This is a genomic window from Priestia sp. ST2 (assembly GCF_055810735.1).
This window is the reverse complement of the sequence record NZ_JBVVNT010000004.1, coordinates 713,629-736,787: the sequence shown is the minus strand read 5'-3', so window position 1 is coordinate 736,787 and position 23,159 is coordinate 713,629. Positions and strand designations below refer to the sequence as shown.

General features: G+C 33.5%; 26 protein-coding genes and 3 pseudogenes. 21 read left to right on the top strand and 8 right to left on the bottom strand.

Annotation, left to right across the window (positions count from 1 at the left end; all coding sequences use genetic code 11):
* Window positions 1–123 (bottom strand): annotated as a pseudogene (locus AC0KUU_RS21385) (fatty acid desaturase); the annotation flags it as partial.
* Window positions 124–662: 539 nt separating this feature from the next.
* Here AC0KUU_RS21385 and AC0KUU_RS21380 point away from each other — a divergent pair.
* Window positions 663–854 carry a LysE family transporter gene (locus AC0KUU_RS21380; RefSeq protein ID WP_318253772.1) on the top strand — a complete coding sequence of 64 codons (192 nt, stop codon included), beginning with the start codon at window positions 663–665 and terminating at the stop codon, window positions 852–854.
* 371 nt (window positions 855–1,225) lie between these two features.
* Window positions 1,226–1,312: pseudogene (locus tag AC0KUU_RS21375) on the top strand (DUF3243 domain-containing protein); the annotation flags it as partial.
* Window positions 1,313–1,365: 53 nt separating this feature from the next.
* On the opposite strand, the gene AC0KUU_RS21370 reads toward AC0KUU_RS21375, so the two are convergent.
* Window positions 1,366–1,485: a DUF8096 family protein gene (locus AC0KUU_RS21370; RefSeq protein ID WP_471873209.1), complete on the bottom strand. Its 120-nt coding sequence runs from the start codon at window positions 1,483–1,485 to the stop codon at window positions 1,366–1,368.
* A gap of 502 nt (window positions 1,486–1,987) precedes the next feature.
* On the opposite strand from AC0KUU_RS21370, the gene AC0KUU_RS21365 reads away from it, so the two are divergent.
* Both AC0KUU_RS21365 and AC0KUU_RS21360 read left to right on the top strand, forming a co-directional pair.
* Entirely contained in the window at window positions 1,988–2,446 is a 459-nt protein-coding gene (locus AC0KUU_RS21365) for a YsnF/AvaK domain-containing protein (RefSeq protein ID WP_028409567.1), read from the top strand.
* A 165-nt stretch (window positions 2,447–2,611) separates the two neighbouring features.
* Window positions 2,612–3,079: a YsnF/AvaK domain-containing protein gene (locus tag AC0KUU_RS21360; RefSeq protein WP_034276286.1), complete on the top strand. Its 468-nt coding sequence runs from the start codon at window positions 2,612–2,614 to the stop codon at window positions 3,077–3,079.
* 533 nt (window positions 3,080–3,612) lie between these two features.
* Here AC0KUU_RS21360 and AC0KUU_RS21355 read toward each other — a convergent pair.
* Window positions 3,613–4,104, bottom strand: coding sequence for a hypothetical protein (locus tag AC0KUU_RS21355; RefSeq protein ID WP_237074279.1), 492 nt, complete (start codon window positions 4,102–4,104; stop codon window positions 3,613–3,615).
* Between the two features lie 968 nt (window positions 4,105–5,072).
* Between AC0KUU_RS21355 and AC0KUU_RS21350 the strand changes: the two genes are divergently transcribed.
* On the top strand, window positions 5,073–5,396 hold the full coding sequence (locus tag AC0KUU_RS21350; RefSeq protein ID WP_043980974.1) for a hypothetical protein: 324 nt from the start codon (window positions 5,073–5,075) through the stop codon (window positions 5,394–5,396).
* Window positions 5,397–5,661: 265 nt separating this feature from the next.
* Window positions 5,662–5,859 (top strand): hypothetical protein, encoded by a 198-nt coding sequence (locus AC0KUU_RS21345; protein ID WP_043980975.1) that lies wholly within the window; start codon window positions 5,662–5,664, stop codon window positions 5,857–5,859.
* A gap of 251 nt (window positions 5,860–6,110) precedes the next feature.
* Here AC0KUU_RS21345 and AC0KUU_RS21340 read toward each other — a convergent pair.
* Window positions 6,111–6,401, bottom strand: a pseudogene (locus AC0KUU_RS21340) (isochorismatase family protein); the annotation flags it as partial.
* Between the two features lie 93 nt (window positions 6,402–6,494).
* On the opposite strand from AC0KUU_RS21340, the gene AC0KUU_RS21335 reads away from it, so the two are divergent.
* Complete coding sequence (locus AC0KUU_RS21335; RefSeq protein WP_043980977.1) at window positions 6,495–7,121, top strand: type 1 glutamine amidotransferase family protein; 627 nt, start codon at window positions 6,495–6,497, stop codon at window positions 7,119–7,121.
* A 212-nt stretch (window positions 7,122–7,333) separates the two neighbouring features.
* Here AC0KUU_RS21335 and AC0KUU_RS21330 read toward each other — a convergent pair whose 3' ends face one another.
* Window positions 7,334–8,212, bottom strand: a complete 879-nt coding sequence (locus AC0KUU_RS21330) for a LysR family transcriptional regulator (RefSeq protein WP_043980978.1) — start codon at window positions 8,210–8,212, stop codon at window positions 7,334–7,336.
* Window positions 8,213–8,320: 108 nt separating this feature from the next.
* Between AC0KUU_RS21330 and AC0KUU_RS21325 the strand changes: the two genes are divergently transcribed.
* From AC0KUU_RS21325 to AC0KUU_RS21315, 3 genes are all read left to right on the top strand, one after another.
* Window positions 8,321–9,508, top strand: coding sequence for an MFS transporter (locus tag AC0KUU_RS21325; protein WP_322552336.1), 1,188 nt, complete (start codon window positions 8,321–8,323; stop codon window positions 9,506–9,508).
* 107 nt (window positions 9,509–9,615) lie between these two features.
* Window positions 9,616–10,236 carry an NAD(P)-dependent oxidoreductase gene (locus AC0KUU_RS21320; RefSeq protein WP_165574827.1) on the top strand — a complete coding sequence of 207 codons (621 nt, stop codon included), beginning with the start codon at window positions 9,616–9,618 and terminating at the stop codon, window positions 10,234–10,236.
* A 38-nt stretch (window positions 10,237–10,274) separates the two neighbouring features.
* Window positions 10,275–10,694, top strand: a complete 420-nt coding sequence (locus AC0KUU_RS21315) for a MarR family winged helix-turn-helix transcriptional regulator (protein ID WP_043980980.1) — start codon at window positions 10,275–10,277, stop codon at window positions 10,692–10,694.
* A 123-nt stretch (window positions 10,695–10,817) separates the two neighbouring features.
* On the opposite strand, the gene AC0KUU_RS21310 is transcribed toward AC0KUU_RS21315, so the two are convergent.
* Both AC0KUU_RS21310 and AC0KUU_RS21305 read right to left on the bottom strand, forming a co-directional pair.
* Window positions 10,818–11,471: a class D sortase gene (locus AC0KUU_RS21310; protein ID WP_043980983.1), complete on the bottom strand. Its 654-nt coding sequence runs from the start codon at window positions 11,469–11,471 to the stop codon at window positions 10,818–10,820.
* 66 nt (window positions 11,472–11,537) lie between these two features.
* Window positions 11,538–12,074: an LPXTG cell wall anchor domain-containing protein gene (locus AC0KUU_RS21305; protein WP_043980985.1), complete on the bottom strand. Its 537-nt coding sequence runs from the start codon at window positions 12,072–12,074 to the stop codon at window positions 11,538–11,540.
* 390 nt (window positions 12,075–12,464) lie between these two features.
* On the opposite strand from AC0KUU_RS21305, the gene AC0KUU_RS21300 reads away from it, so the two are divergent.
* The 3 genes from AC0KUU_RS21300 (at window position 12,465) to AC0KUU_RS21290 (ending at window position 17,070) form a co-directional block, all read left to right on the top strand.
* Window positions 12,465–12,866: a (deoxy)nucleoside triphosphate pyrophosphohydrolase gene (locus AC0KUU_RS21300; RefSeq protein ID WP_043980987.1), complete on the top strand. Its 402-nt coding sequence runs from the start codon at window positions 12,465–12,467 to the stop codon at window positions 12,864–12,866.
* A 127-nt stretch (window positions 12,867–12,993) separates the two neighbouring features.
* Window positions 12,994–15,894 (top strand): DEAD/DEAH box helicase, encoded by a 2,901-nt coding sequence (locus tag AC0KUU_RS21295; RefSeq protein ID WP_322552334.1) that lies wholly within the window; start codon window positions 12,994–12,996, stop codon window positions 15,892–15,894.
* Between the two features lie 807 nt (window positions 15,895–16,701).
* On the top strand, window positions 16,702–17,070 hold the full coding sequence (locus AC0KUU_RS21290) for an amidohydrolase family protein (protein WP_080781652.1): 369 nt from the start codon (window positions 16,702–16,704) through the stop codon (window positions 17,068–17,070).
* Window positions 17,071–17,325: 255 nt separating this feature from the next.
* On the opposite strand, the gene AC0KUU_RS21285 is transcribed toward AC0KUU_RS21290, so the two are convergent.
* Window positions 17,326–18,234, bottom strand: a complete 909-nt coding sequence (locus tag AC0KUU_RS21285; RefSeq protein WP_043980991.1) for a DMT family transporter — start codon at window positions 18,232–18,234, stop codon at window positions 17,326–17,328.
* 304 nt (window positions 18,235–18,538) lie between these two features.
* Here AC0KUU_RS21285 and AC0KUU_RS21280 point away from each other — a divergent pair, with 304 nt between their 5' ends.
* The 8 genes from AC0KUU_RS21280 (at window position 18,539) to AC0KUU_RS21245 (ending at window position 23,081) form a co-directional block, all read left to right on the top strand.
* Entirely contained in the window at window positions 18,539–18,679 is a 141-nt protein-coding gene (locus AC0KUU_RS21280; RefSeq protein ID WP_237074282.1) for a hypothetical protein, read from the top strand.
* A gap of 104 nt (window positions 18,680–18,783) precedes the next feature.
* Complete coding sequence (locus AC0KUU_RS21275; RefSeq protein ID WP_043980993.1) at window positions 18,784–19,089, top strand: hypothetical protein; 306 nt, start codon at window positions 18,784–18,786, stop codon at window positions 19,087–19,089.
* Between the two features lie 183 nt (window positions 19,090–19,272).
* Window positions 19,273–19,734 (top strand): hypothetical protein, encoded by a 462-nt coding sequence (locus AC0KUU_RS21270; RefSeq protein WP_043980995.1) that lies wholly within the window; start codon window positions 19,273–19,275, stop codon window positions 19,732–19,734.
* A gap of 198 nt (window positions 19,735–19,932) precedes the next feature.
* Window positions 19,933–20,436 (top strand): MepB family protein, encoded by a 504-nt coding sequence (locus tag AC0KUU_RS21265; protein WP_043980997.1) that lies wholly within the window; start codon window positions 19,933–19,935, stop codon window positions 20,434–20,436.
* A gap of 338 nt (window positions 20,437–20,774) precedes the next feature.
* Window positions 20,775–21,368: a YdeI/OmpD-associated family protein gene (locus tag AC0KUU_RS21260; protein ID WP_322552333.1), complete on the top strand. Its 594-nt coding sequence runs from the start codon at window positions 20,775–20,777 to the stop codon at window positions 21,366–21,368.
* A gap of 136 nt (window positions 21,369–21,504) precedes the next feature.
* Window positions 21,505–21,876 (top strand): iron chaperone, encoded by a 372-nt coding sequence (locus AC0KUU_RS21255; protein WP_098432592.1) that lies wholly within the window; start codon window positions 21,505–21,507, stop codon window positions 21,874–21,876.
* Window positions 21,877–21,916: 40 nt separating this feature from the next.
* The gene (locus AC0KUU_RS21250) at window positions 21,917–22,624 is read left to right on the top strand and encodes a DNA alkylation repair protein (RefSeq protein ID WP_043981003.1); all 708 of its coding nucleotides are present in this window, start codon (window positions 21,917–21,919) and stop codon (window positions 22,622–22,624) included.
* Between the two features lie 163 nt (window positions 22,625–22,787).
* On the top strand, window positions 22,788–23,081 hold the full coding sequence (locus tag AC0KUU_RS21245; RefSeq protein ID WP_322552332.1) for an RNA polymerase alpha subunit C-terminal domain-containing protein: 294 nt from the start codon (window positions 22,788–22,790) through the stop codon (window positions 23,079–23,081).
* Window positions 23,082–23,159 lie beyond the last annotated feature (78 nt).

Below are 23,159 nucleotides of genomic sequence, written 5' to 3'. Positions count from 1 at the left end.
TAGAAACCAAAGTAGGAAAAACGGAAGGAATGTGTTTATCAATTGCTTTATACTCGATTTTGTATTGGGTTTTTCAAAAGGTGCTACATTTTTTCTTAGTTCAGTCGTTTTTTGTTTGCTCATGTGTTCCTCCTTACATCTTTCTTTACATTGATTAGTATTCAACTCTTCTTTATATTTATAGTAGAACATAGTAGCTGGTAATAAAAGATATAAACGTCAAGTAGTTAGTATGACAATTGTCATACATGTGTGAATGTATTTTCTTAATAAAAGGAAAAGGGTATGAAAAAATTCAGTTTCATTAAAGCATTAGCATTATTTCAGTCCTAGCTATTTAAAAGCACTCATCAGTGTGTACCTTTCTAACAGGTTTTGTGCCACTATTTTAAAATATAATGCGAACAAGTAACTACTTCTACTATAATGTCTAGGATTGGAGGTAGCTTTTCAGAGCTATGAAGTTTCAACTGTCGTGCACTTTGTTATAAAACAGAAAAACCTATTGGTTTATCCGGCACCAGTAGGTTTTTCTATTTAAAACAACAAGGATTTTAAAGTATTGGATAGATGCCTCACGGCGTCTTGTTTAGTTTGCTCGTTATAGTAGATATTATTCAATGTAGGCAATCTAAATATAATAAAATGAAAAATAATATTAGATTGTTTTTGTCAGAAATCATAACAAAGTCATAGCTTGCTTATATCGGTTTATATGTAATGTATTAAATCCAAAAGCTGCTCTTTTCTTTTTGAGTATTTTTTCTCAGTTTATTTCAGCTGATACAGCTAGCTGGGTATGTTGGGCTTATGGAACGGAGATCGTTATCGCAGTAGGTTTGTGGTTTATCTAACATTTCTCTCCCTCCCTTATGAATGAATACTATCATAAAAACAAGTAGACCATCCTACTTATTTAAATAGTTAGTTGAACTATAAGGATAAAACATCATAAACAGAGCAAACTACATGAGACGCCGTGAGGCATCAGCCAAAATCCTTACAGCAATAGAGCAGAAAAAACCTACCTTTTTGGATTGAAAAGAGATAGGTTTTTTTCTGTTTTTAGGGTGTATAAGATATACATATTTAGTTAACATAATTACTCTTTCCAAAATACAAACAAAAAAGAACCCTTGTCTCACTATAAGGGGGAACTCCCACGGTTCTTTCTCCGGAGTATGCAGTTTTTTATACATACTTGATTTAAGGTGAGAAATTAGGATTGAATGATAGCCAATTAGCTCTGGTAGCTAAAAAAATAGCTGATTATCTCGCAACACATGAGGAGCAACAAAATGAAGAGCAATACTTGCTGCAGGGGTTATGGAAAGTTGGAAACGAGAAAGAACAGCATCAACTTGCTCATATGCACTTCTTCATTCCGCATTCCCGACATTCACACAAGAAAACGCCACCTTTTACTGAACTTTTGAAGTAAGCTGAGTTGCAGTGATCATATCTTCCACTAATTTTATCCGGCAATTGAGCATAGTCGTATACTTTATAAAAATCGATTTCATGCTGCTATTTTTCTTCCAAGCTGAGCACTTTCTTAAGGATTTGAGTAGGACATCATTCTCCTTCTGATATTGTTCGAAGTGCTTTCACTGGTAACTTAACGAGCATTACCGTTGACAAAGATGTATGTTTTTAAAGAGGATGAATCAGAAAATAAAGTAGTATCATTTTCTCGGTATAGATAAGTAAGATTGTCACAGAATAAAGACGTTGGGAGATTATTTTCTTCCGAATAACTATCAATGGGGTATTCACATAATGAATAACTTACATTGATTAACGTCCTCATTTAATTTTGGACGTAATAATAGAGGCATGCTGTTTTCATCATGGAGTTTAGGAGTTGGGGCTGTTACGACTTATCCAATGACAAGAAGACATGGAAATAAGATGACACCGGCAACTGTACAAACAATGATGAGTAGATCCAATAATTGATAAAACAAATAAAAATGGAGGGAAATGTATGAACAATTTTTTTGGACTCTTTGCAGATGAGAATGAGAATGAGAAAGCACAAAATAATCATGAAAATGAAAAGCTTCGTCTTCATAAAGAGGAATTAGATATCACTAAAAATAAAATAGCTGCAGGAGAGGTAACCTTGCAAAAAGAAGTTATAGAAGAGCAACAAACGGTTGACGTTCCTGTTACTCATGAGGAAGTTGTTATTGAAAGAAGAGCTATTGACAACGAACTCAGCAATTCATCTATTAGTGATGAAGAAACCATTCACATTCCAGTCAGTGAGGAACAGGTTCAAGTAAGCAAACACACTGTAACAACAGGTGAAGTTTCAGCTTACAAGCGCAATGTAGAAGAAACGCAACATGTAGAAGAAACCTTAAAAAGGGAAGAAGCTCATGTTGATACAACTGGGCACGTTAATATAGCTTCCGACGATACAGCGTCTTCTATCGATTAAAAAAGATATAAATTAAACCCAAAAACACTTCCCAAATCGTAAGAACGATTTGGGAGGTATTTTTAGGGGAGTATTTTAAAGGATGACTTTACACCCTCTTTTTACATTGTCTTAAATAGAAAAAAACTAACTTATCTTTATTACAGTAACTATGGAGGCTAAAATATGTCAAAGGACAAAATTGCCAAATATGACTCCAATACGAATGATCGCAAAGTTTCAGAACAAGTTATTTATGATACTGACAATAGTGCAAAGCTCCAACTTCATGAAGAGAAGTTAGACATCTCTAAAGAATGGATAAAAACAGGAGAGGTAACCATACATAAAGAGATTTTTACGGAAGAAAAAACCATTACCATACCTGTGATCCATGAGGAACTGATAATTGAGAAAAAAGTTTTAGATGCAGAAAATACAGATCCAACGGCTGAACATACAGAAATTATTCGGATACCTATTAGTGAAGAGCGTATTGAAGTCATCAAACATCCAACAGTTCTAGAAGATGTTGCAATTTATAAACGTCAGTTCCAAGAAACTAAGGCTGTTACAGATACCTTAAAAAAAGAAAAAGTGCATATAGAAAAGACCGGAAACCCTGAAGTAGTAGATAAGAATAGAGAAAAGTAATCACCATACACTTAAAAAAATATTCAAAACTGTTAATAAGGTGATACTCAAAGAAAGTATAATTATACTCAGTTCTGGTTTAAAAACGCTAAGGCAGCCAAACTACTATGAACCTCACCTACTACACGGACAATCTTTATGTAAAACTTCGCATCTTTTTTATAAACATCGTGACTTTATTTCAAAGCCGTAGGAAAATACGTACACGTTTGAATGAATGAGCTATTCATATGTGTATTGAGTGGATTAAGGATACCATCAAAGAAGGATGGAGCTACTTCATAAACCATCCTTCCTTCATTAAATATAGATAGGTCTATATACACTGGTGTTAGAGGATATGTTTAGCTATTCGTTCTATTTAACAAAAAACACGTTATCGGAAATAAAAGAGCGTTAAGTTTATCAAAAACTTACGCTCTTTTTACTCACAATCTATCAACTAGAGAAACTAAATTTAGAATAGGCTGTGCGTCTTTCTTTTCTTGATATGGCTCAAAATTTATTTCACCAAGTTTTACACCTACATCATATTAACCAATTAAATTATCGAGCATAATAAACACTGCAGCAATAAACTGATCATTTTCTTCACTATATCCTTTAATGTAAATAACAATATCTAAACAATCCATTTGTTTATCTTTTCTATACGTAAAGAAGATATCTTTTGTATGTAAAACAATATTTTCAAAATAAATTTCCTGTTCACTATTTTGTCTTTGTCTAAACGCTACAATATTAAATTTCTCTAGGGTGGGAGCTTCCTCTACCAGCTTTATAACAGCAGGAAACGCTGAAACCATTCCTTCCGCACTGATAATAAATTCTCTTTTTCCTTGGTTCATCTCTACACTGAATTCAAAAGTTGAATTTTTATGGTACTTTGATAATTGTAAGCTCAATTTGTTAAATAAAAGATCATAGTTATTTTCATCTAATTGAAAATAATCGTCGCTATTTTTTTCAAACCAAGACCAGAATTCTTTTTCAGTAATTTTTTTGTTAAATAAATTCTTTAACATAAGACCTTCAGAGCTTCTACATACATTTTTAATTCAAGTATATATCAAAAGCCTCACAAGAATATATGTATATTTCATACAAAGTCAGTTCACATAGTCATCGTTATAGGAAATAAAATGTGTATCCAAAAATATCTATATATGTTATATAAAAGAATATAAACTTATCAGAGATAAAAGTGACATAAAACAATAGGAGTGAATATTATCGTTAGCCCTACAGCAATCATAATTTTATTTTTGAATTTAATAACCCTTGTTCTAGTATTTAAAGGGTTTCAAAATAGTAAAATAAACTTCACACTTCAAAAAGCTATATTAGGCCTCTTAATAACTATTTTAGTCATTAATTTGGTAATGACGTTTATTATCTAAAGTTCAAACATCTACTCATATGAATGTGAATTCTAGGCATCAAAAAAAGGTGAGACGGTATTTTGAATTTAACAAAATACGTCTCACCTTTTTTTTCTTACCTAACAAAACAACGATCCATATTAAAGCAATCGTATTGATTAATTCCAATAGATGGCTAATCCTCGCCAAAAATAAACTAATAACATTTACTTTTCACAACCTTCTAACTCAAGCTTGATTTCTAACATTTTAACATTCATATATCGCCTTTCTCCTATGAATACTATATACAACACCAGTTAACATAATACCTCCCATAGGAACCAAGCACTTCAACAAGCCTTTGTAACAGAAGAATATCTCTATAGGTCATTTGGTTTTAACCCAGTCCCAGAGGTGTATATAAAAGATAATATTCACTATATGGACATGGATCTAATCATTGATTAAATAAGAAATAGGTGAAATTGAAGACACAATTAAAAATACACCGGTGAAACCGGGGAGTAGTAATGGAACTTTTGATCACATAGCTGAAAAAATTAAGGTCGCCGTAAATAATAATCGTGATGTTATTACAGTAATACCAAGATAGGAGACTTTGAACATTAATGGAGTACAATGAATACGAACTGCTTGAGTTATTTGAAGGTAAACCTGTAGTAATGGTCGATGAACAAACTGGTATGTTTATGTATAGCAAGAATGATGACTATGGGTTTCAATTAATATTGACTACTTGGATACACGAAAACAAATGTAGTGTAAGCTTAGGATATGAACACTTTAAAGGATTAATCTTTGATTTTGAATTAGAAGATGTTAACCAAATTAAAGGTGAAAATAATCGTTTAACCATTTTGAGGAATGACGGTAACACCGAAGTGGAAATTAGTTCCAAACCACATTTTTCGTTAAAAACTGTAAGGTTGTAGTTTTATACAGTTCTCTTACTTTTTCATATAAGAGGACTTTGGATAAATCAGCAATGTATAAAAATCTGCAGATTGTCATTCACATGACAATCTTAGAGCCCTTGGTAGATAAGGGCTCCTTTTTTGTATGTGTTCCTAAAAGAGGTATTATGTAAACTGAATTTGTATATCATATGCAACAGATTTCCTAAAGTGTATCTGCTTAAATCATGTAAAAATGTAACTTTTATGGAACGTATTTGTATATATTATAGGAGGCGATAGTATGAAAAAATATAATCTTTTAGGTAAGGTTACATATGTTTTAGGGGCATTGCTATTTTTAACGGGATTTTTGGCATTAACCAATAAAGTAGATTATTTTACTTTAGTACCTAATTTATCTGCTGCTATTAAATATCAAGTTGTTGGTTTCGTTTTGATTATTACAACGGAGACAGGCCTACTTCCTGTTAAAAACTAAGAGATATAAACATAAGGATATAGGAGGTCTATTATGAATATAACAAGCATCAATTGGGGAGATATTGTTTGGCAAATTTTTAATTTGGTAGTTTTATTTGGGGTTGGAGTTTTTATTTTTAATTTTATGAAGAAGCTAAAAAAGAATTAATGATAAAACCTTCTAGAAAGAGATCTAGAAGGTTTTTTGGTTCTTAGAATGTTGATTATGGTAACTCCACTTGTAGAAGATATACAGTTAAAATAAAGATCTTATGATTGTATTGCTTCAGTCAAATTTAACTTTTTGATCAATTCTTCAGTTGTTAAAACTTTGGCAAACTCATTATCTAAAGTTGCTAATGAAACAGTATGTATTTGTTCAGCTGGATAATATGCATTATCTGCTCCTTTTATTGCAAATGCAGCTGTGGCATCTGATATGAGATACGTTTCAAATCCTAAATTATTATTCATTCGAGTAACAGTTGATACACAATGTGGAGTCGTTAATCCTACTATTACGACTTTTTCTATTTTGTTTTCTTTCAAATGATTCTCAATCTCCTTAATTTTTTTCTGAATATTTTAACATTTTTATAGATATATGCCTTTAAAATGGTATAATATAGAGAACGTCAGTTCGGGAGGCTTAATATGCAAACAAAAAAAGTTTATATTTATGTATTTAATACAATGTCAGATTGGGAGTATGGATATTTAATTGCTGAACTAAATTCAGGAAGATATTTCAGGCAAGGTTTAGCCCCTTTAAAAATAATGACGGTAGGAGTTAATAAAGAAATTATTAAAACAATGGGGGGACTGAGTATACAGCCGGATATTTCTCTTGATGAGTGCACTTTTCTAGATAAAGATCTTTTAATTCTACCGGGAGGGAATACATGGAGTGAGGAGATTCATCAACCTATATTGAAAAAAGTTGGGGAAGTTTTAGAGCTTGGTACTATTGTAGCTGCAATTTGTGGTGCTACTGATGCCCTTGCAAATAGTGGATACTTAGATTCTAGAAAGCATACGCTTAATAACTTAGAATATACAAAAATGGTCTGTCCTAATTATAAAGGAGAGAAGTTGTATGAGATTGGACCTGTAGTATCCGATAATAACATGATTACTGCTTCAGGAGTAGCACCTCTAGAATTCGCGAGGGACGTATTAAAGAAATTAGATGTATTTGCATCAAATACATTAGATTCATGGTATAGCTTAAATAAAACTCAGAAGTCCGAATACTTTTTTCAGTTAATGAGTTCAATATAGATTCCTAATTATATACAAGGTCGATTACAATAATTTTCTTTTTTATTTTTGTAGATACCTATAATCCATTTTATGTTAATAAAAAATGAATATCATATACAGCCTAAAATAGAAAAAACTACCGTTGGCGAGGAACGGTAGTTTTTTCTCATAAAGTCATTTATTTAAGTACTAATGTATAACTTTCCCTCTCAAAACATATAAAGCAATACCTAAGCATCTTCGTCAGTAAAAAGAGCACGGGCCGTTTGGATAAAGGCATCTGTTGCTTTTGATGTATCTTTACTATCTAGCACTGCTATATTAATGTCTCTGAACGTGTTCGGCTTTAATTCTCGAAAAACTACTTGTTCTGGCAGTGACAAAATATTTTTTTTTGTTGTAATGGTAATGCCTAATCCTTCTTGTACCATGCTTAGGGCTGTGTCGATGTAATCAACTTCAAATCGCACGTGAGGCTTCAAGTTGAAATCTTTAAATAAATCATGGATTTGTACCTCATAACCGCCTCGTCCAAGTATAATATCTTCATCTTGTAAGTCGGGAATACCTATTGTTTCTTTCTCGTATAAAGGATGACTTGAGTGCATAATAACAATCAATTGATCTTTCATTAAGGGTACGATATCAAAATCTTTATCAGGAGGAATAATAATTCCTACATCGATAGATTTAGAACGTAACCACTCTTTCACTTGATCGACACTTCCTTCTGAAAGCTTGATTTCTAGACCAGGATACTTATCTTCCATTGTACGTATGATTTTGGGAATCAACCTCGTACAAGCAGTTGGGTAAGCGCCAATATGAACCTTTCCAATTTCTAATCCTTTTTCAGCCGCAATTAATTCATCTACTTTTTGAAATTCACACAGGATATTTCTAAAAATAACTAATATACGCTCGCCTACGTCCGTAAAAAACAATCCATTCTTCTTATTTCTCTTAATTAACGTTGTTCCTAATTCTGACTCAATAGCTGCTACGGCGCGACTTACCGCAGGCTGTGTCATATGTAGCTCTTCACCGGCTTTTGTAAAACTTCCGGTTTCTGATATCTGAACAATAAGTTCAATTTGTGATTTATTCATACCAATTTTGTTATCTCCTATATAATTAATATGCATTTTATTTATGTTAGAACCTAATGTACCATAAAAGAGAATTAAACTTCAAGAAATCAACCGGAGGTAATTAATATGGTCAATCGCAATATATTGTTTCTATTTGCACTTATACTAGCTGCATTTAATCTTAGACCGGGTATAACGTCAGTTAGCCCAGTTTTACATGGAATAACAAAGGAACTAGGCATGAGTTCTACTTCAGCTAGTTTACTCACTTCTATTCCTTTGTTATGTTTTGGTTTTTGTTCGTTATTTGCTGGCCGTTTAGCAAATCGCTATCAATCAGAGAAAGTTATCACTTTCTTTATAGCGTGTATAGGTATTGCAACGTTTCTACGTGTTTTTACAAATTCATCACTATACCTGTTAATAACGGCTTTATTAATTGGGGCAGGAATTGGTGTTGTAAGTCCTTTACTTTCTGGTTTTATCAAAAGCTATTTTCCAGAGAAGGCAGCATTGATGATAGGCATATATTCGACTTCAATGGTAGTGGGTGCATCCATTTCCATCGGGCTAACGACACCACTTCAACACTGGCTCAATAACTCATGGAAAAATGGATTAGCATTTTGGAGTATTTTTGCTTTATTCGCCATTCCACTTTGGTTGATGGTCACAAAACAATCTCATACTCCTAAAAGCAAATTTTCACAAAAGAAGAAGGATTCCTTGCCATTAAAAAATAAAGAAGCCTGGTTATTAACTTCGTTTGTAGGACTTGTAACTCTGTTATTTTATTGTTTTGCAGCATGGCTACCAGTCATTGTAGAGGAAAAAGGGGGGACTCCAGCATTTGGTGGTCTTGCAGGTACAATCGCTATGATTGCACAGCTGCCAGCTACTTTGTTATTGCCTAGTCTCCTGAGAGTACTACCAAATAAAAGATTTTGGATTACATTCTTTACCTTCAGTGTGATTGTTGGTTTATCTCTTTTATGTTTTACAAACGTAACACCGATTATTTCAAGTATATGTTTAGGAATTGGTGGAGGCGGTCTTGTTTCGCTAACCTTATTGTTACCAATAGATAAGACAGCTTCACCTATAGAAGCAAGTAATTGGTCAGCAATGACTCAAGCAATTGGATATATGATTGGTGCAGTGGGTCCATTTATAATTGGATTTCTCCATGATTATCTAGGAAGTTTTGTTCCTACATTATATCTTCTTATAATGATGGGTTTCATTGTGATCCTACTAGGTTGGAAAATCACGAAACCAGCTAAGGTTAAAGTAGAGGGGATACCTGTGAAATAAAAACTACGATCTACTTCGTGGTTTTTATTTTAGCTGTTGAAAAAGATTATCTAACAACTTTTAACTTATAGAGTACTATTTGAATGGGGAAGGGGAGGTTCGTTCTCATGAATATTTTAATCTTAGGTGCAATTGGACGAGTTGGAAGTCAAATAGTGAAGCATGCTCTTCATGATGGACATCACGTTACGGCATTAGTTCGCACTCCAGAGAAGATCCAAATAACTAATGAAAAGTTAACGATTATTCAAGGGAATGTTTTAAACGAAGATGATATTGTCCGTTCAATAGGTGGGGTTGACGTAGTGATTAGTGCACTAAATACGGATGGGACAACTACTTTATCAGAAAGTATACCACTGATCATCGAAGCAACGAAAAGGGAAGGCATACAACGGATTATCAATATAGGAACTGCTGGTATTTTACAAAGCAGAAGCACTCCGCAATCAATGCGTTATGAGTTAAGGAAATCAAAGGGTAGGTCAGTCCGTGCAGCAAAAGAACATCATAAAGTTTACACTATGCTAAAACAATCCAGCCTCGAATGGACCATTGTCTGTCCTACGTATTTGCCGGATGGTGAAAGCGTAGGTAAATATCGAGTGGACGATGATTTCTTGCCAGAGGGCGGAACTGAAATATCCGTGTCAGATACAGCAGAATTTACATTTAGCCAAATAAAAAGTAGGGATTACATAAAATCACGTGTAGGTATCGCCTACTAATAAAGCCTTATATTTTTCTATCTTTCAGAGGTGACGTTATGGATTTACATGATTTAACAGGCTATCTTATTCACCGTACAGATGTAAAAGTAATGAATTATTTAAAGAAAAAGCTCAAGCCTTATGGTATGACTCCAGTGCGATGGAGCATTATTAACGTTCTAGACACTCAAAAAGGGATGACTCAAAAAGAACTAGCAGAAGCCATTGATAAAAAACAAACAACTATCGTAGAAATGATGTATGCGATGGAGGAAAAAGGGCTGATAAAAAGAACGTTCAGTGAACGAGATCGTCGCTTACATTATCTGTTTCTTACAGAAAAAGGGGAAGAGTTAAAGAAGACCCTCGCGCCTTTAGTTAAAGACGCTCATCTCTTCGTTGTGCGGCAATTAAGTAATGAAGAGATTGATCAACTCAAAATATTGTTAAATAAGGTATATAACACTCCTTGTTAATTGATATTCTTATAAAGGATGTTATAGATGGCAAGTTAATTACTGATTGGACTCAACTTCAACAAATTTAATAACTAGATGAATAAAATAAAAAGCGACATACCTATTAATGGTAAGTCGCTTTTAGTTATTTATCATTTTAGCTTGAATAATGTAGCGATCAGGTGCTTTTCCAATCATATGAAATGGATAGCAAGTTGTTAGTGTAAGCGTAGACTTATCTTTAGGAACAATTACTGTCCGATCTTCTTTATGTGTAATCCATATCTTTTTAATTTGGTATTCATAAAGTTTATTATCAAATTCTACAATTAGACTGTCACCCGTTTTAAGTTCATCTAGCCTTGTAAATACGGTGTCGCGGTGCCCACTTAATACTGTGTGTCCCATTCCCTTTGGAGTAGTAGTTAAATCACTAACAAACATCCCTACGCCTCTTTTCAAGGTATCAGCATCTGTTCCCCAATACACTGAATATTTCAATTCGAGTTTAGGAATAACAAGATTCGCTACTTTTTGACCTTTGTTGTAATTATAATCTTCCATTTTCTCTGGAGACATCGTATCGACTTCTTCTAGATTCACATTTTTAGTTGATTCTTCTTGTTTTACTTCAGTACTTTGTTGGCCTACATCTTCTTTTTCTTTTACTTCATAATGGTTTATTTCCTTCTGAGATAAAGTCTCTGAAGATGATCTTCCTAAGTTCCACTCAAAGAATGAATAGCCAGCTAGGGAAATGCCTATCACAAATAGACAAATGCCTAATATTCTCATATAGCTGCACCTCTATAAAAAAGAGACAGGAATAATCCCGTCCCTTTTATTTTATATATCCTTATATTATGCTTTTGAATTTTTGCGACGAGTAAATACTACCACACCAGCAGCCGCAACAGCTAAACCAGCTGCTACACCAAGTGGATTATTACTTGCTGTTTCAGGAAGCTCTTCGCCTTCTTTTTTGTCTGAAGTAGCTTTTTGCTCTGAAGAAGAATTGTCTTCTTTAGTAGCAGTGTCTTCTTTTGCAGGTTGTTTTTCAGTGGATTGTTCTGTAGTAGTCTCTTCTTTAGTCGTTTCCTCTGAAGTAGCTTCTTCTTTCTTACCAATGCCGTTAATCTTAGAAGTATCATAGTCAGATGGAGCTTCACAAGGAATACCATCGTCTACTTTGTTACCCCAGCCATCTAATCTCTCCGGATCATTTGTTGCTGTGTAACCTTTCGAATTCCAGTAGTCTACTACTTCTTGGTATGGCTTACCTTTAAAATCAGAACAGTCTTTATCTAAACCGTTTGATTCTGCTGATGCTGTAGTTGCTACGGTACCAATTCCCCCAAATGTTAACGCTGCCGCCAAAGCAAATGTTACTTTTTTCATTTCTCCTACCCCCAATATTTGTGTGTCAGATTTGCTAACAATTTCATATTAAACTCTTTTTCTTGCAACTTCAACAATAATCTGGGTCGTTATCTACATTTTCCCTTTATTCGTCAATTTCTTCTATTTTATATGACAATATTATTACTTTTATCCGTTTTATTGAATTAAATTAGTTTTAAATGAACAATGTATTCCTGTTTTTTCTTTAAATTAAATCTCTTATTTTTTATTTTATCGTAGATTCAATTCTTCACTATGCTTGAAATTTCTTGGGAATTTGAGGATTAATGATAGGTTTTTTTCTTTAAGTTATAATAGAGAAAGATATCCAAATTTTATTTAAGGTGACAATTGGGTATCATATATTTTCTATATAAGGAGCATGTAATGAAGAAGGATATTTATGTTGTTGGGGCAGTAATTGTTGAAGATGAAAAGATCCTATGTGCGCAAAGAGGTCCAACTAAAGCATTGGCTTACAAATGGGAATTTCCTGGTGGGAAAATAGAAGAAGGTGAATCTCCTCAAGACGCGTTAAGACGTGAAATAAATGAGGAAATGCATTGTAAAGTTCATATTGGTGAACAAGTTGAACATACTGTTTATGAATATGATTTTGGAATCGTTCATTTAACTACTTTCTATTGCAAACTTGTCGAAGGAACTCCAGTTTTGACGGAGCATGTATCAATTAAATGGTTACCTCCAAGTGAGTTGAAAACTTTAGACTGGGCACCTGCAGATATTCCTGCTATTGAAAAATTAGCAAAGGCGTCTCTAATGAATTAAAATGGTTAAAAAATAAAAGAGCTATTTACTTTGGTGAATAGCTCTTTTATTTTTATATAAATTTGCCCTCGAAAATAATGAATATTACAATTAACTTAAATATTTAATATTGAATGGAGAATACGGAGTGAATTTTATTCAAAGCTTAGAAGCATCTTTACATAAGGGATTTATTAATGAAAAACACACTAAATCGGGGAGTTATACACCTAAACTATTAATTAATGATGTGAAAAATAATGAATATGTCTTAACTTCATTGTTAGAAGAACTTGATAAATGTCAGTCTTTTGCTTTTTCAGTTGCTTTTATTACAGAAAGTGGTTTAGCTACGCTTAAATCTCATTTGCTGGATCTTAAACAAAAAGGAATTAAAGGTCGAATATTAACATCAACATTTTTAAATTTCAATCAACCCAAGGTATTTAGAGAATTACTTAAGATTAAAAATGTAGAAGTGAAATTGACCAACTTACATGGTTTTCATTCAAAAGGATATGTGTTTAAACATAATACCTATTATTCATTAATTGTAGGAAGCTCTAATCTAACTGCCCATGCACTAAAACTGAATTATGAATGGAATATAAAGCTAACTTCACATGAAAACGGTGAAATTGTTCAAAACTTTCAACATCAATTTGAAGAAGTTTGGAAAAGCTCTCAACCTTTAAGTGAAGAATGGATTGCTGATTATGAAAAGGTATACCTTCAAGCTGCCTATAGTAAGGGAGTACCTCAGGGGACAGGTGTCTCTATCCTATATGAAAACAATCCTATTGAAGAAAATCAAAGGATTGTGCCAAATAAAATGCAACAAGTAGCTTTGCAAGAGATTGAGGCCATTCGAAAAGCTGGCAAAGAGAAAGGATTAATTATTTCAGCAACAGGAACAGGGAAAACCTACCTTTCAGCATTTGATGTAAAAAGCTTTAATCCTAAAAAGATGTTATTTATTGTTCACCGAGAACAGATATTAAATAAAGCAAAATCAGACTTTAAAAAGGTACTTGGTGGCCAGGATGAAGACTTTGGTATTTTAGCCGGCTCGAATAAGCAAATAGATGCTAAGTATTTATTTGCTACAATTCAAAGTATTTCAAAAGGCGAAATCCTGCACCAATTTGATCCTGAAGCATTTGATTATATTTTAATAGATGAAGTTCATAAAGCAGGTGCTAAATCTTATAATAAAGTAATTGATTATTTTAAACCTATGTTCTTTATGGGAATGACTGCTACTCCTGAACGTACAGATGATTTTAATATTTATGAGCTGTTTGATTACAATATTGCTTATGAAATTCGTCTACAAGAAGCGCTTGAAGAAGACATGCTTTGTCCATTCCATTATTTTGGAGTGACAGATCTTGAATATAATGGACAGTTGATTAATGATACTACCCTTTTGTCTAAGCTGGTTACTGAAGAACGTGTAAATCATATGATTGAAAAAATTCAATATTATGGTTTTTCTGGTGATAAAGTTAGGGGATTAATATTCTGTAGTCGAAAAGACGAAGCAGAAGAATTGTCATATACATTAAACAAGATGGGTTTTCGTACAGCTGCATTAACTGGTGACGATTCTCAGAAAGATAGAGAAGAGCGAGTAAAACAGTTAGAAAACGGTGTGCTCGATTATATTTTAACTGTGGACATTTTTAATGAAGGAATTGATATCCCAAGCGTTAACCAAGTTGTTATGTTAAGGCAAACTCAGTCAAGTATAGTCTTCATTCAACAATTAGGAAGGGGGCTTCGCAAACATATTTCAAAAGAATTCGTTACAATTATAGATTTTATCGGGAATTACAGAAACAATTATTTAATTCCTATCGCTTTTTCGGGAGATAAATCGCAGAACAAAGATAATATACGTAGACATATGCAAGATACAAGTTATATTAAAGGAGTTTCTACAGTTAACTTTGAAGAAATAGCTAAAAAACATATTTTTAAAGCTATTAATAATACTAATTTAACTGAGGTGAAACAATTAAAAGAGGCTTTCAACGAGTTGAAAAATAGGATTGGTAGAATACCCTATTTATATGATTTTGTAGCAAACCGTTCAATCGATCCTATGGTTATTATAAATAAATACTCAAACTATCAACAATTTTTGGTGAAAATTAAAGAAAATGTTCCTCAGTTAACGGAGTACGAAAACAAAGTTCTAACAATGTGTTCATTAGAAGTATTAAATGGAAAACGTAAGCATGAGATCTTATTATTAGATACATTATTACATCAAGGGAAAATCAGTTTTGATAAGTATCTCTATCTCTTGGAGGAATCTAATTGCCAGGTAGATGAAAATACACTAACTTCAGTGCAAAATATTTTCAACTTATCATTCTTTACACAAGTGTATAAGGTTAAATATGGAGAACAGTCTATTATTGTTTTAGATGAAAACAAGGACTTTGTGTTTAATAAGGACATTGCTAAAAGCTTAAATTCAAATAACTACTTCAAGAATATGATTACAGATATTGTCCGAAGTGCAGCAGAAAAAAATAAGTCTTACCAATGTAATGAGCCTCTAACATTGTATAAGAAATATACAAGAAGAGATGCATGTAAGCTTTTGAATTGGACTAGTGATGAAAGTTCAACTATGTATGGTTATAAAACTAAATACAATACGTGTCCAATCTTCATTACATATCATAAGAATGAAGAAGTAGAAGCTAGTGTAGCGTATGGCGATGAGTTTTTGGATCGAGAAGTATTAAAATGGTATACAAGAAGCAACCGATCATTAAAGTCAGAGGAAGTAAAAAAGATTATTGAGGCAAAAGCAAATAATATTGATATTCATATTTTTGTAAAAAAAGATGATGATGAAGGAAGCGGTTTTTATTATTTAGGTAAGGCTATTCCAGATAAAAATACTGTTCAACAAGCTGTAATGAAGGTTAAAAATAACAAAGAACTTCCAGTTGTTCATATGAATATGATTATGGAGAAAAGCATAGATAGTAGGCTCTATCATTATATTAAAGGTATAAAAAACGTTTAAATTGATCTGGATATATTTTGTTTATATGTAAGTTTTTTAGGTATAGGAGTTAGCTGAGAATTTTTTTGAATTATTGACTTGTTAATTGGTTGAAAAAGAGGATATTAATTTTCCTCTTTTCCAAACGATTATATAGATGGAACGCATATGCCTTATGTAGTGTAAATATAAAATGATTTTTGATTGTCTATGTGCCCCTATTTAAAGAAAAAGAATTACAACTGATATTTACATTAAACCTTAGAACCTCAGCAAGGTTAGGATATATCTCTTAATGGAGGAGAACAATGAACCATTTACAAGACAAAGCTATAAAATTCAGAGATGATCGTGGATGAGGAAAGTTTCACAATCCTATTCTTTGTCATTAGAGGCGAGTGAACTTCTTGAGAATTTTAATAAAAGCTTTCTTAAGCATCAGTAAGAAATATCCATCGGCATAGTTAGAGTTTCATAAATAAACAAAAATTAATTATTTATCCATACGAAATTTATAACAGTGAGATGAAAGTATAAAAGAAAACAATATAAAGAATTTAAAATATGAAATTGTAAAAAAGCACGAGAAATTATTTGTAAAAAAAATTAGACCTTGAGAGTGAAGCAAATCGCTTGATGTTAGAAATTAATTTATTGGATGCACAGCATACTCTTGATAAAGGAAATCAGCTAAACCGACAGATAGACGATATAATCTCTGAAATTGATTATCTGAAATAGGCGCTTGAAGCGATTAAGTAAGCTAGATCAAAATATGCCAAATTCTACAATCGTAATCGATTTTAAACAGAATTCAACTGGTTTTTCCTGTCTTTTCCTATCTGGGTACATACTTTTCATCCTTTGAACTTAAAGGATATTCAGGAGTTATTTCTTCTCACTCAAAAATATGAAAATGTGCCGGTGATATACGGGCATATGGGCGGGATTCATTGGCTACAAACGATAGAAATGATAAAAGATACTAAAAATGCTTACTTAGATATATCTGCATTTTATACAACATACGCCTTGTCTTTAGCTATAAAAGAAATACCTGAAAGAACGTTATTTAGTTCAGATTTTCCATATGGAGATCCATACTTAAATCTACAGGCGGTTAAGCGGTATACATCTAGTGGAGAAGTTGCAGACAGAGTGTTAGGTGGGAATATCTCGAATCTGCTACATCTATAAATTCAGCGTTTTTTGTTTGATGTTGTGTTGTATGGGATAACTAGCAGTGAATTTTAAAATTATTTTCTGCCTTGAAATAAAAAAAGGCAGCCAAATAGAGGGCTGCCTTTTAAACAAAATTGAACAACTAGAATTACGTTTTCTCATCACATATGATGAATTTCATTTGAGATATATCATATTCTGTAGTCCTTCAGTTCCTTAATTTCCCTCTCGGAGATAACTTTAAAGACTCACATTATAAAATCTACTTACTTAATTTTGTTTATTGCTAACAAGAGTGACATGCGGAGTTTTACCTTTTGATTTCCTAGATGAAAGATAAACGCCCACAAAGATAATAAGTAGTCCAATGATTACGTTTGGAGTAATTGTCTCTCCCAGTAGTACATAACCCCATACCATGGCCGAGGCAGGAATTAGGTAAGTAACCGTCGCTGCTAATTCAGGGCCACCATTTTTATTGATATAAAAATAGATTAACTGACCCAATCCTGAGCCAAAACAGCCGAGACCCACAATTGCCAGAATCGGAAGTGGATGAATTAACAAATCTAATTTAAATGGTTCGGTAATCAACATCCCAACTAAACCGATGATAGCACCTGTTAGTAGGGTGAAGGTTGTTATAGTTAGTACGCTCACCTCAGACAAAAACCGTTTTGTTAACTGCCCAGCAAGCCCATAGCAGATACAAGCAACAAGCATTGTTCCAATCCCAACAAACCCTTTCCCGAAAATCTGACCAAATTGAAAATTCATGAGGACGAGTATCCCGAAAAAACCGATAAGAATACCGAACCATTGACGTCCGGTAAGTCGATAAGAAAAAAGAATAAATCCGATAAGACCTGTCCAGATTGGAGTGGTCGCATTCAGAATGGAGGCAGTCGTACTGTTTATCTCAGTTTCGCTTAAGGAAATTAATCCCCAGGCTAAACCACAGTTAAATATACCAACAACAATCAACGCCTTCCAGGGGAGTTTCTCTTTAACTTTTCTACGCTTCCACCATAAAAACGGGAGCAAGATGATTGCACCTGCTAAACAACGAAAAAATACAATTCCCCATATTCCAGCTGAGGGAAGCAGCCACTTCATAAATACAAAAGATAAACCCCAAATTAAACTAAGCCCAATTAAGGCTCCATACAATCGAAACATAATACACCTCCTTACTTCACTTATTATGGCAAATTTTGTTGATTATTTCATTCCGAAATTTTGCTTTGTAGAACATTTTCTCATGTTTTTTTGTTTTCGTTATCTCAATAACTTTCTCTAGGTATATAAGGTATTTCTTTTTTTATAAAATAATAAATTCGACGTTATTCATAGGAATAACTTGGAAAACTTTAGAGTTTTTATTGAAAAGGGAACGTTTGTTCTTGTATAATATAGAGAACGAATGTTCTTTTTGATAGGTTCTTTGGATCGATTATGAGCAGCTACCAAACAGAGTCATTATATGTATCGACATGAAGGCATTCTTTGCTTTGTTTTTTCTATATTAAATGCAAACGTTGAAGAAGAGGGGGAAATGAGCTTGTTGGAGGATGTTGTAATCAGCGTGAAAGAAGCCTATGCCCTTGCCAAAACGATTGATTAAATTGGGCTTTCTCTTTAAGAGCACCCAACTATACCATCATCTTAAAGGGAAAAGATAACCAATATATAAATTATATAAAATTAGTTTTCTAAGGAGAAATAACATTGAACTCTACATTCAATAATTCAGAAGATATAAAAAGGGAAGAAGGACAAAAGCAGCTGCTTGAAAAAAGTCTTCAAGCTCATAGAAATAAAAAATGGATAATCAACTTTACTTGTACTATATCTTTTCTTTTAGCAATATTATGTTTTTGCTTTCAAGTGCCAGACGCTATAATTATTACTGTTATCTTACTGTTCATATGTGTAACTTTCCAAATCGCACATAAAATGTTAGATAGAAAAATAGAGCTGCGCTTGAAACGTATAAAGCAGGATCATAGAAAGATCATATTCAAGATAAAATAAATCCTAACTTCCTGCCTATACTTTTCTAAAGTTTAGACAATCTTGCCGCGAACTAATAACACGTCATTTTTTTGCTTGTTCGTTTAAAGTTAGAGGTTTTTGAATAGATGTAATCCAAGAATGAACGCTTTTTTACTTGTTATTGGACTCACTCGATGCTTTAGTTTAAAAAAGGAGGGCTTTATGAATTACTCTAAACTGCTTCAATATCAAGGCTGTATTTATTTAAACTCTATATTTGAACCTGAGGATAACACGCTAATAGTGGATATTGAACGTTGCAAAATTAGTGGAAATGCAGATGAAGAGATAACAGGAGAAAGCACTTCTTCTTCTTATGCCTCTATTGATGTGGATTACGCACTTCCTATAATTCGGCTTACATTTGATTGGTACATTGCATACTCTGTTAGAAACGAAAGTTTTACTGTAATAGATGAATATGAAATGTATAAAGGCAGCGCTTTTGCAGTTTATTCAAAGTCCAGATATCTAGATTTTATCGAAATTGGTACCATAGCTGACGATATATACCCTGGCCCGTTTAAACACTATGGAATACATGCTTTAAACCATATAATTGATGTGGTTTCAACTGAACCTCCAAGTATTTCAGTAATACAAAGAAATCGCGAACCAAAGTGAAAAAATGAGGTTAATATGTAGCACAGTAACTATATTAAGAGGGTAGCAACGCTTAATGGATCAAGAGGTGTTATAAAGCAAGGATAGCTTTGCTATAACATTTTGGAATATTTAAGATATTTAGACGCAATTTCGAGGAAAGAAATACAAACCACTTATTATTAATTGAAGAAGGCTATAAACATAAGGGGTGAAAAAATGAAATTTTATGAGGCGTTAACCTATGTAAATGAGAACTTTTATGAACCCAATCACTTCGTTATAAAAGCTATTCGAGAAGAAGCTCAAAATTCAGATTATGGCGCTGGTATCTTTCAGTTAAATTCAAAATCTGTACGATTTAGGGTGGCGAAAACTACCCCTAACAAGGTAGGGCAGTTTGTATCCTTTTGGGAAAAAGATGCGACTTATAAAAACCAGGCCTTTTCGTATGGAAAAGCTACCGATCTATTAGTTATTAATACCTTCACTAGTACAAATAGATTTGGACAATTCGTTTTTCCAAAAGAAGTTCTTTTAAAACAAAAAATCCTTAAAACGGCTACTACAAAAGGTAAAATGGCAATTAGAGTGTATCCGATATGGGATAAACCAACTAGCAAACAAGCTATGGAAACACAAAAATGGCAATTAGAATATTTTGTTGAGACAAAAGATGCGAACAATTTGCCCCGTCAAAAATTATTAAAGCTATACACTTAGAGTGGCAAGGATTGAAGCCTTACATATGAATTAGCCAGTGCACTTTACATAGTATAAGAAGGGTCAATGCGTTACAGAGGCAGGATTCATTCAGTTTGTTGATTCTCTTGTTAATTTATTTACCTTCATGGATCACATGCAGTTAAGTGAACTAATCGATGTTCGCTTTGTATAGTGAGCGAACCTACTTGAAATGTTTATAATTTTAATAACTATCAAGTCAATTGAAGAAGGGCATTTCCTACATTTGAAGAATAGTAACACCATTAAATGAATTGAAGGTTGACTGTATGATTGCTAGAGCCACAGATTAATAAATTGAATAGGGGTGTTCCTTGATGACAAACAGTAAAATGAATCCTAAGGTTGATGAATTTTTAACTAAAGCTAAAAAGTGGAAAGAAGAATATGAGACGTTGAGAAAGATTGTTCTTGACTGTGAGTTGACCGAAGATTTTAAGTGGATGAATCCTTGTTACACGTTCGAGAAAAAAAACATTGTTTTAATGCATGGATTTAAAGAATACTGTGCGCTGCTGTTTCCTAAAGGTTCTCTGTTACAAGATTCTCATGGTATTCTAATTCAACAAACGGAGAATGTGCAAGGGGCACGACAAATTCGGTTTACCAATGTGCAAGAAATAGCTGAAAAGGAAGCCATCTTGAAAGCTTATATTGATGAGGCCATCGAGGTGGAAAAAGCCGGATTAAAAGTCAAAGCTAAAAAGCCTGAAGAACTCATTATTCCTGAAGAGCTACAGCATAAATTTGATGAAATACCTGCTCTAAAAGATGCTTTTACTACATTGACTCCAGGACGACAAAGAGCATATATTCTTCATTTTTCTGCGGCCAAACAATCCAAGACTCGAGAATCAAGGGTTGAAAAATGCATTCCAAACATTCTTAATGGAAAAGGATTAAATGATTAGTACACTTTATTTAAAACATGGCTAATATAGTTAATGTATTTGAGTTAAAAATGAAATAGGGCTAAGTGAACTGATTGATGTTCGATTTGTGTAAAAGTAGAGTAGATTAAAAAAATTTATTTGAGGAGAAAATGCTATGGAAGTTTTTGCAGAATATTTAGCGCGTATAGATAGCCCTGACCACCGTGACCGAACAGAGGAGGTTTTGGCTTGGATTGCTAATACGTTCCCGAATCTGGAACCACAAATCAAATGGAATACGCCGATGTTTACTGATCATGGAACATTCATCATCGGCTTTGCCTCAGCGAAACATCATTTGAGCGTTTCACCTGAAGAAATAGGGATTGCGCACTTTAATCATGACATCGCCCAGGCTGGATACAGCGCTACCAAAGGCCTGTTTCGAATTCTATGGACTGAGCCAGTAAACTATGAATTACTTAAAAAAATAATCGAGTTTAATATGTTAGATAAGAAAGACTGTTCAACTTTTTGGCGGAAATAAAAAGCAGATTATGAGCGGAGAAGAAGGAGGGTACAGAACGGTGGATTTTGAAATGGTTATGAAAGAACTTGAAGCGCTTGGTACGGAACGAATTAAAAAGACTTACATAAACAACGGTGCACACGATCCGCTTTTTGGAGTGGCAACAGGAAAAATGAAGCCGATTGCAAAGAAAATCAAGAAAAATCAGGCTTTAGCCGAGCAGCTTTATGCGTCTGGCAATTACGACGCTATGTATTTTGCCGGTATCATTGCAGACCCAAAAGAGATGACTGCGGAGGATTTTGAGCGTTGGATTGATAAAGCGTATTTTTACATGCTGTCTGATTATGTAGTTGCAGTAACTTTGTCAGAAACAGATTTTGCGCAAGGTGTTGCTGATAGATGGGTGGCAAGCGATGAAGAACTTAAAATGTCGGCAGGTTGGAGTTGTTACTGCTGGCTTTTGGGTAATCGTCCTGACGATGAATTTAGCACAAGCAAGATTGCCGATATGCTTAATCAAGTGGAAAATACGATTCACGATTCTCCAGATCGAACGAAATCGGCTATGAATAATTTTATCTATACAGTCGGTATTTCATATTTGCCACTTCATGAGAAGGCGCTTGAAACGGCAAAGGCAGTAGGTCCAGTCGAAGTTAAGAAGGATAAGAAAAAAAGTAGTATTCTTCTTGCTTCTGAAAACATTCAAAAGGATATAGATAGAGGACGGCTTGGGTTCAAACGCAAACATGTAAGGTGTTAGCATAATTTGTAATGGAGCTGCACTACCTGAAACGAGACTAACAAGCATTTAATAATAATTAGTTTACTATACGTAGGATGTTTTGTTCCTTCATAAACCATCCATTGAAGAAGTGGCAGGGGATAAAAGCTAAAAAAGTTCTTGAGAAAAGGAGAGATTAAAAATGAAAAACCAAAAGGGAAATCTAAGAATCTGTCATAAAGGACATAAATATTATAAAAGCAGTAGCTGTCCGACCTGCCCAACCTGTGAGCAAGAACGCAAACCTGAAGATGGATTTCTTTCCATGCTATCAGCACCAGCAAGACGAGCATTGGAAAACAACGGGATAACTTCTTTGCAGCAGCTATCAACATTTAGTGAAAAAGAGATATTACAATTTCATGGTATGGGGCCGGCTTCTTTACCTAAACTTAGAACAGCTTTGCAGGCCAATGGGTTAGCCTTTGAAAATTAAATATTAAGGGTAGTTAAAACAAGAAATAGATCTGGATAAAGTGTACGAATACGCTGAATTTCTGGATATGGAAGGAGG

Bases quoted from the DNA above. Each gene is read 5' to 3' on its own strand.
- AC0KUU_RS21325 (WP_322552336.1), top strand. From the start codon at position 8,321: ATGGTCAATCGCAATATATTGTTTCTATTTGCACTTATACTAGCTGCA.
- AC0KUU_RS21280 (WP_237074282.1), top strand. From the start codon at position 18,539: ATGTATCGACATGAAGGCATTCTTTGCTTTGTTTTTTCTATATTAAAT.
- AC0KUU_RS21260 (WP_322552333.1), top strand. From the start codon at position 20,775: ATGACAAACAGTAAAATGAATCCTAAGGTTGATGAATTTTTAACTAAA.
- AC0KUU_RS21245 (WP_322552332.1), top strand. From the start codon at position 22,788: ATGAAAAACCAAAAGGGAAATCTAAGAATCTGTCATAAAGGACATAAA.
- AC0KUU_RS21300 (WP_043980987.1), top strand. From the start codon at position 12,465: ATGAAGAAGGATATTTATGTTGTTGGGGCAGTAATTGTTGAAGATGAA.
- AC0KUU_RS21255 (WP_098432592.1), top strand. From the start codon at position 21,505: ATGGAAGTTTTTGCAGAATATTTAGCGCGTATAGATAGCCCTGACCAC.
- AC0KUU_RS21310 (WP_043980983.1), bottom strand. From the start codon at position 11,471: ATGAGAATATTAGGCATTTGTCTATTTGTGATAGGCATTTCCCTAGCT.
- AC0KUU_RS21265 (WP_043980997.1), top strand. From the start codon at position 19,933: ATGAAATTTTATGAGGCGTTAACCTATGTAAATGAGAACTTTTATGAA.
- AC0KUU_RS21270 (WP_043980995.1), top strand. From the start codon at position 19,273: ATGAATTACTCTAAACTGCTTCAATATCAAGGCTGTATTTATTTAAAC.
- AC0KUU_RS21330 (WP_043980978.1), bottom strand. From the start codon at position 8,212: ATGAATAAATCACAAATTGAACTTATTGTTCAGATATCAGAAACCGGA.
- AC0KUU_RS21365 (WP_028409567.1), top strand. From the start codon at position 1,988: ATGAACAATTTTTTTGGACTCTTTGCAGATGAGAATGAGAATGAGAAA.
- AC0KUU_RS21360 (WP_034276286.1), top strand. From the start codon at position 2,612: ATGTCAAAGGACAAAATTGCCAAATATGACTCCAATACGAATGATCGC.
- AC0KUU_RS21320 (WP_165574827.1), top strand. From the start codon at position 9,616: ATGAATATTTTAATCTTAGGTGCAATTGGACGAGTTGGAAGTCAAATA.
- AC0KUU_RS21315 (WP_043980980.1), top strand. From the start codon at position 10,275: ATGGATTTACATGATTTAACAGGCTATCTTATTCACCGTACAGATGTA.
- AC0KUU_RS21305 (WP_043980985.1), bottom strand. From the start codon at position 12,074: ATGAAAAAAGTAACATTTGCTTTGGCGGCAGCGTTAACATTTGGGGGA.
- AC0KUU_RS21355 (WP_237074279.1), bottom strand. From the start codon at position 4,104: ATGTTAAAGAATTTATTTAACAAAAAAATTACTGAAAAAGAATTCTGG.
- AC0KUU_RS21345 (WP_043980975.1), top strand. From the start codon at position 5,662: ATGAAAAAATATAATCTTTTAGGTAAGGTTACATATGTTTTAGGGGCA.
- AC0KUU_RS21350 (WP_043980974.1), top strand. From the start codon at position 5,073: ATGGAGTACAATGAATACGAACTGCTTGAGTTATTTGAAGGTAAACCT.
- AC0KUU_RS21285 (WP_043980991.1), bottom strand. From the start codon at position 18,234: ATGTTTCGATTGTATGGAGCCTTAATTGGGCTTAGTTTAATTTGGGGT.
- AC0KUU_RS21335 (WP_043980977.1), top strand. From the start codon at position 6,495: ATGCAAACAAAAAAAGTTTATATTTATGTATTTAATACAATGTCAGAT.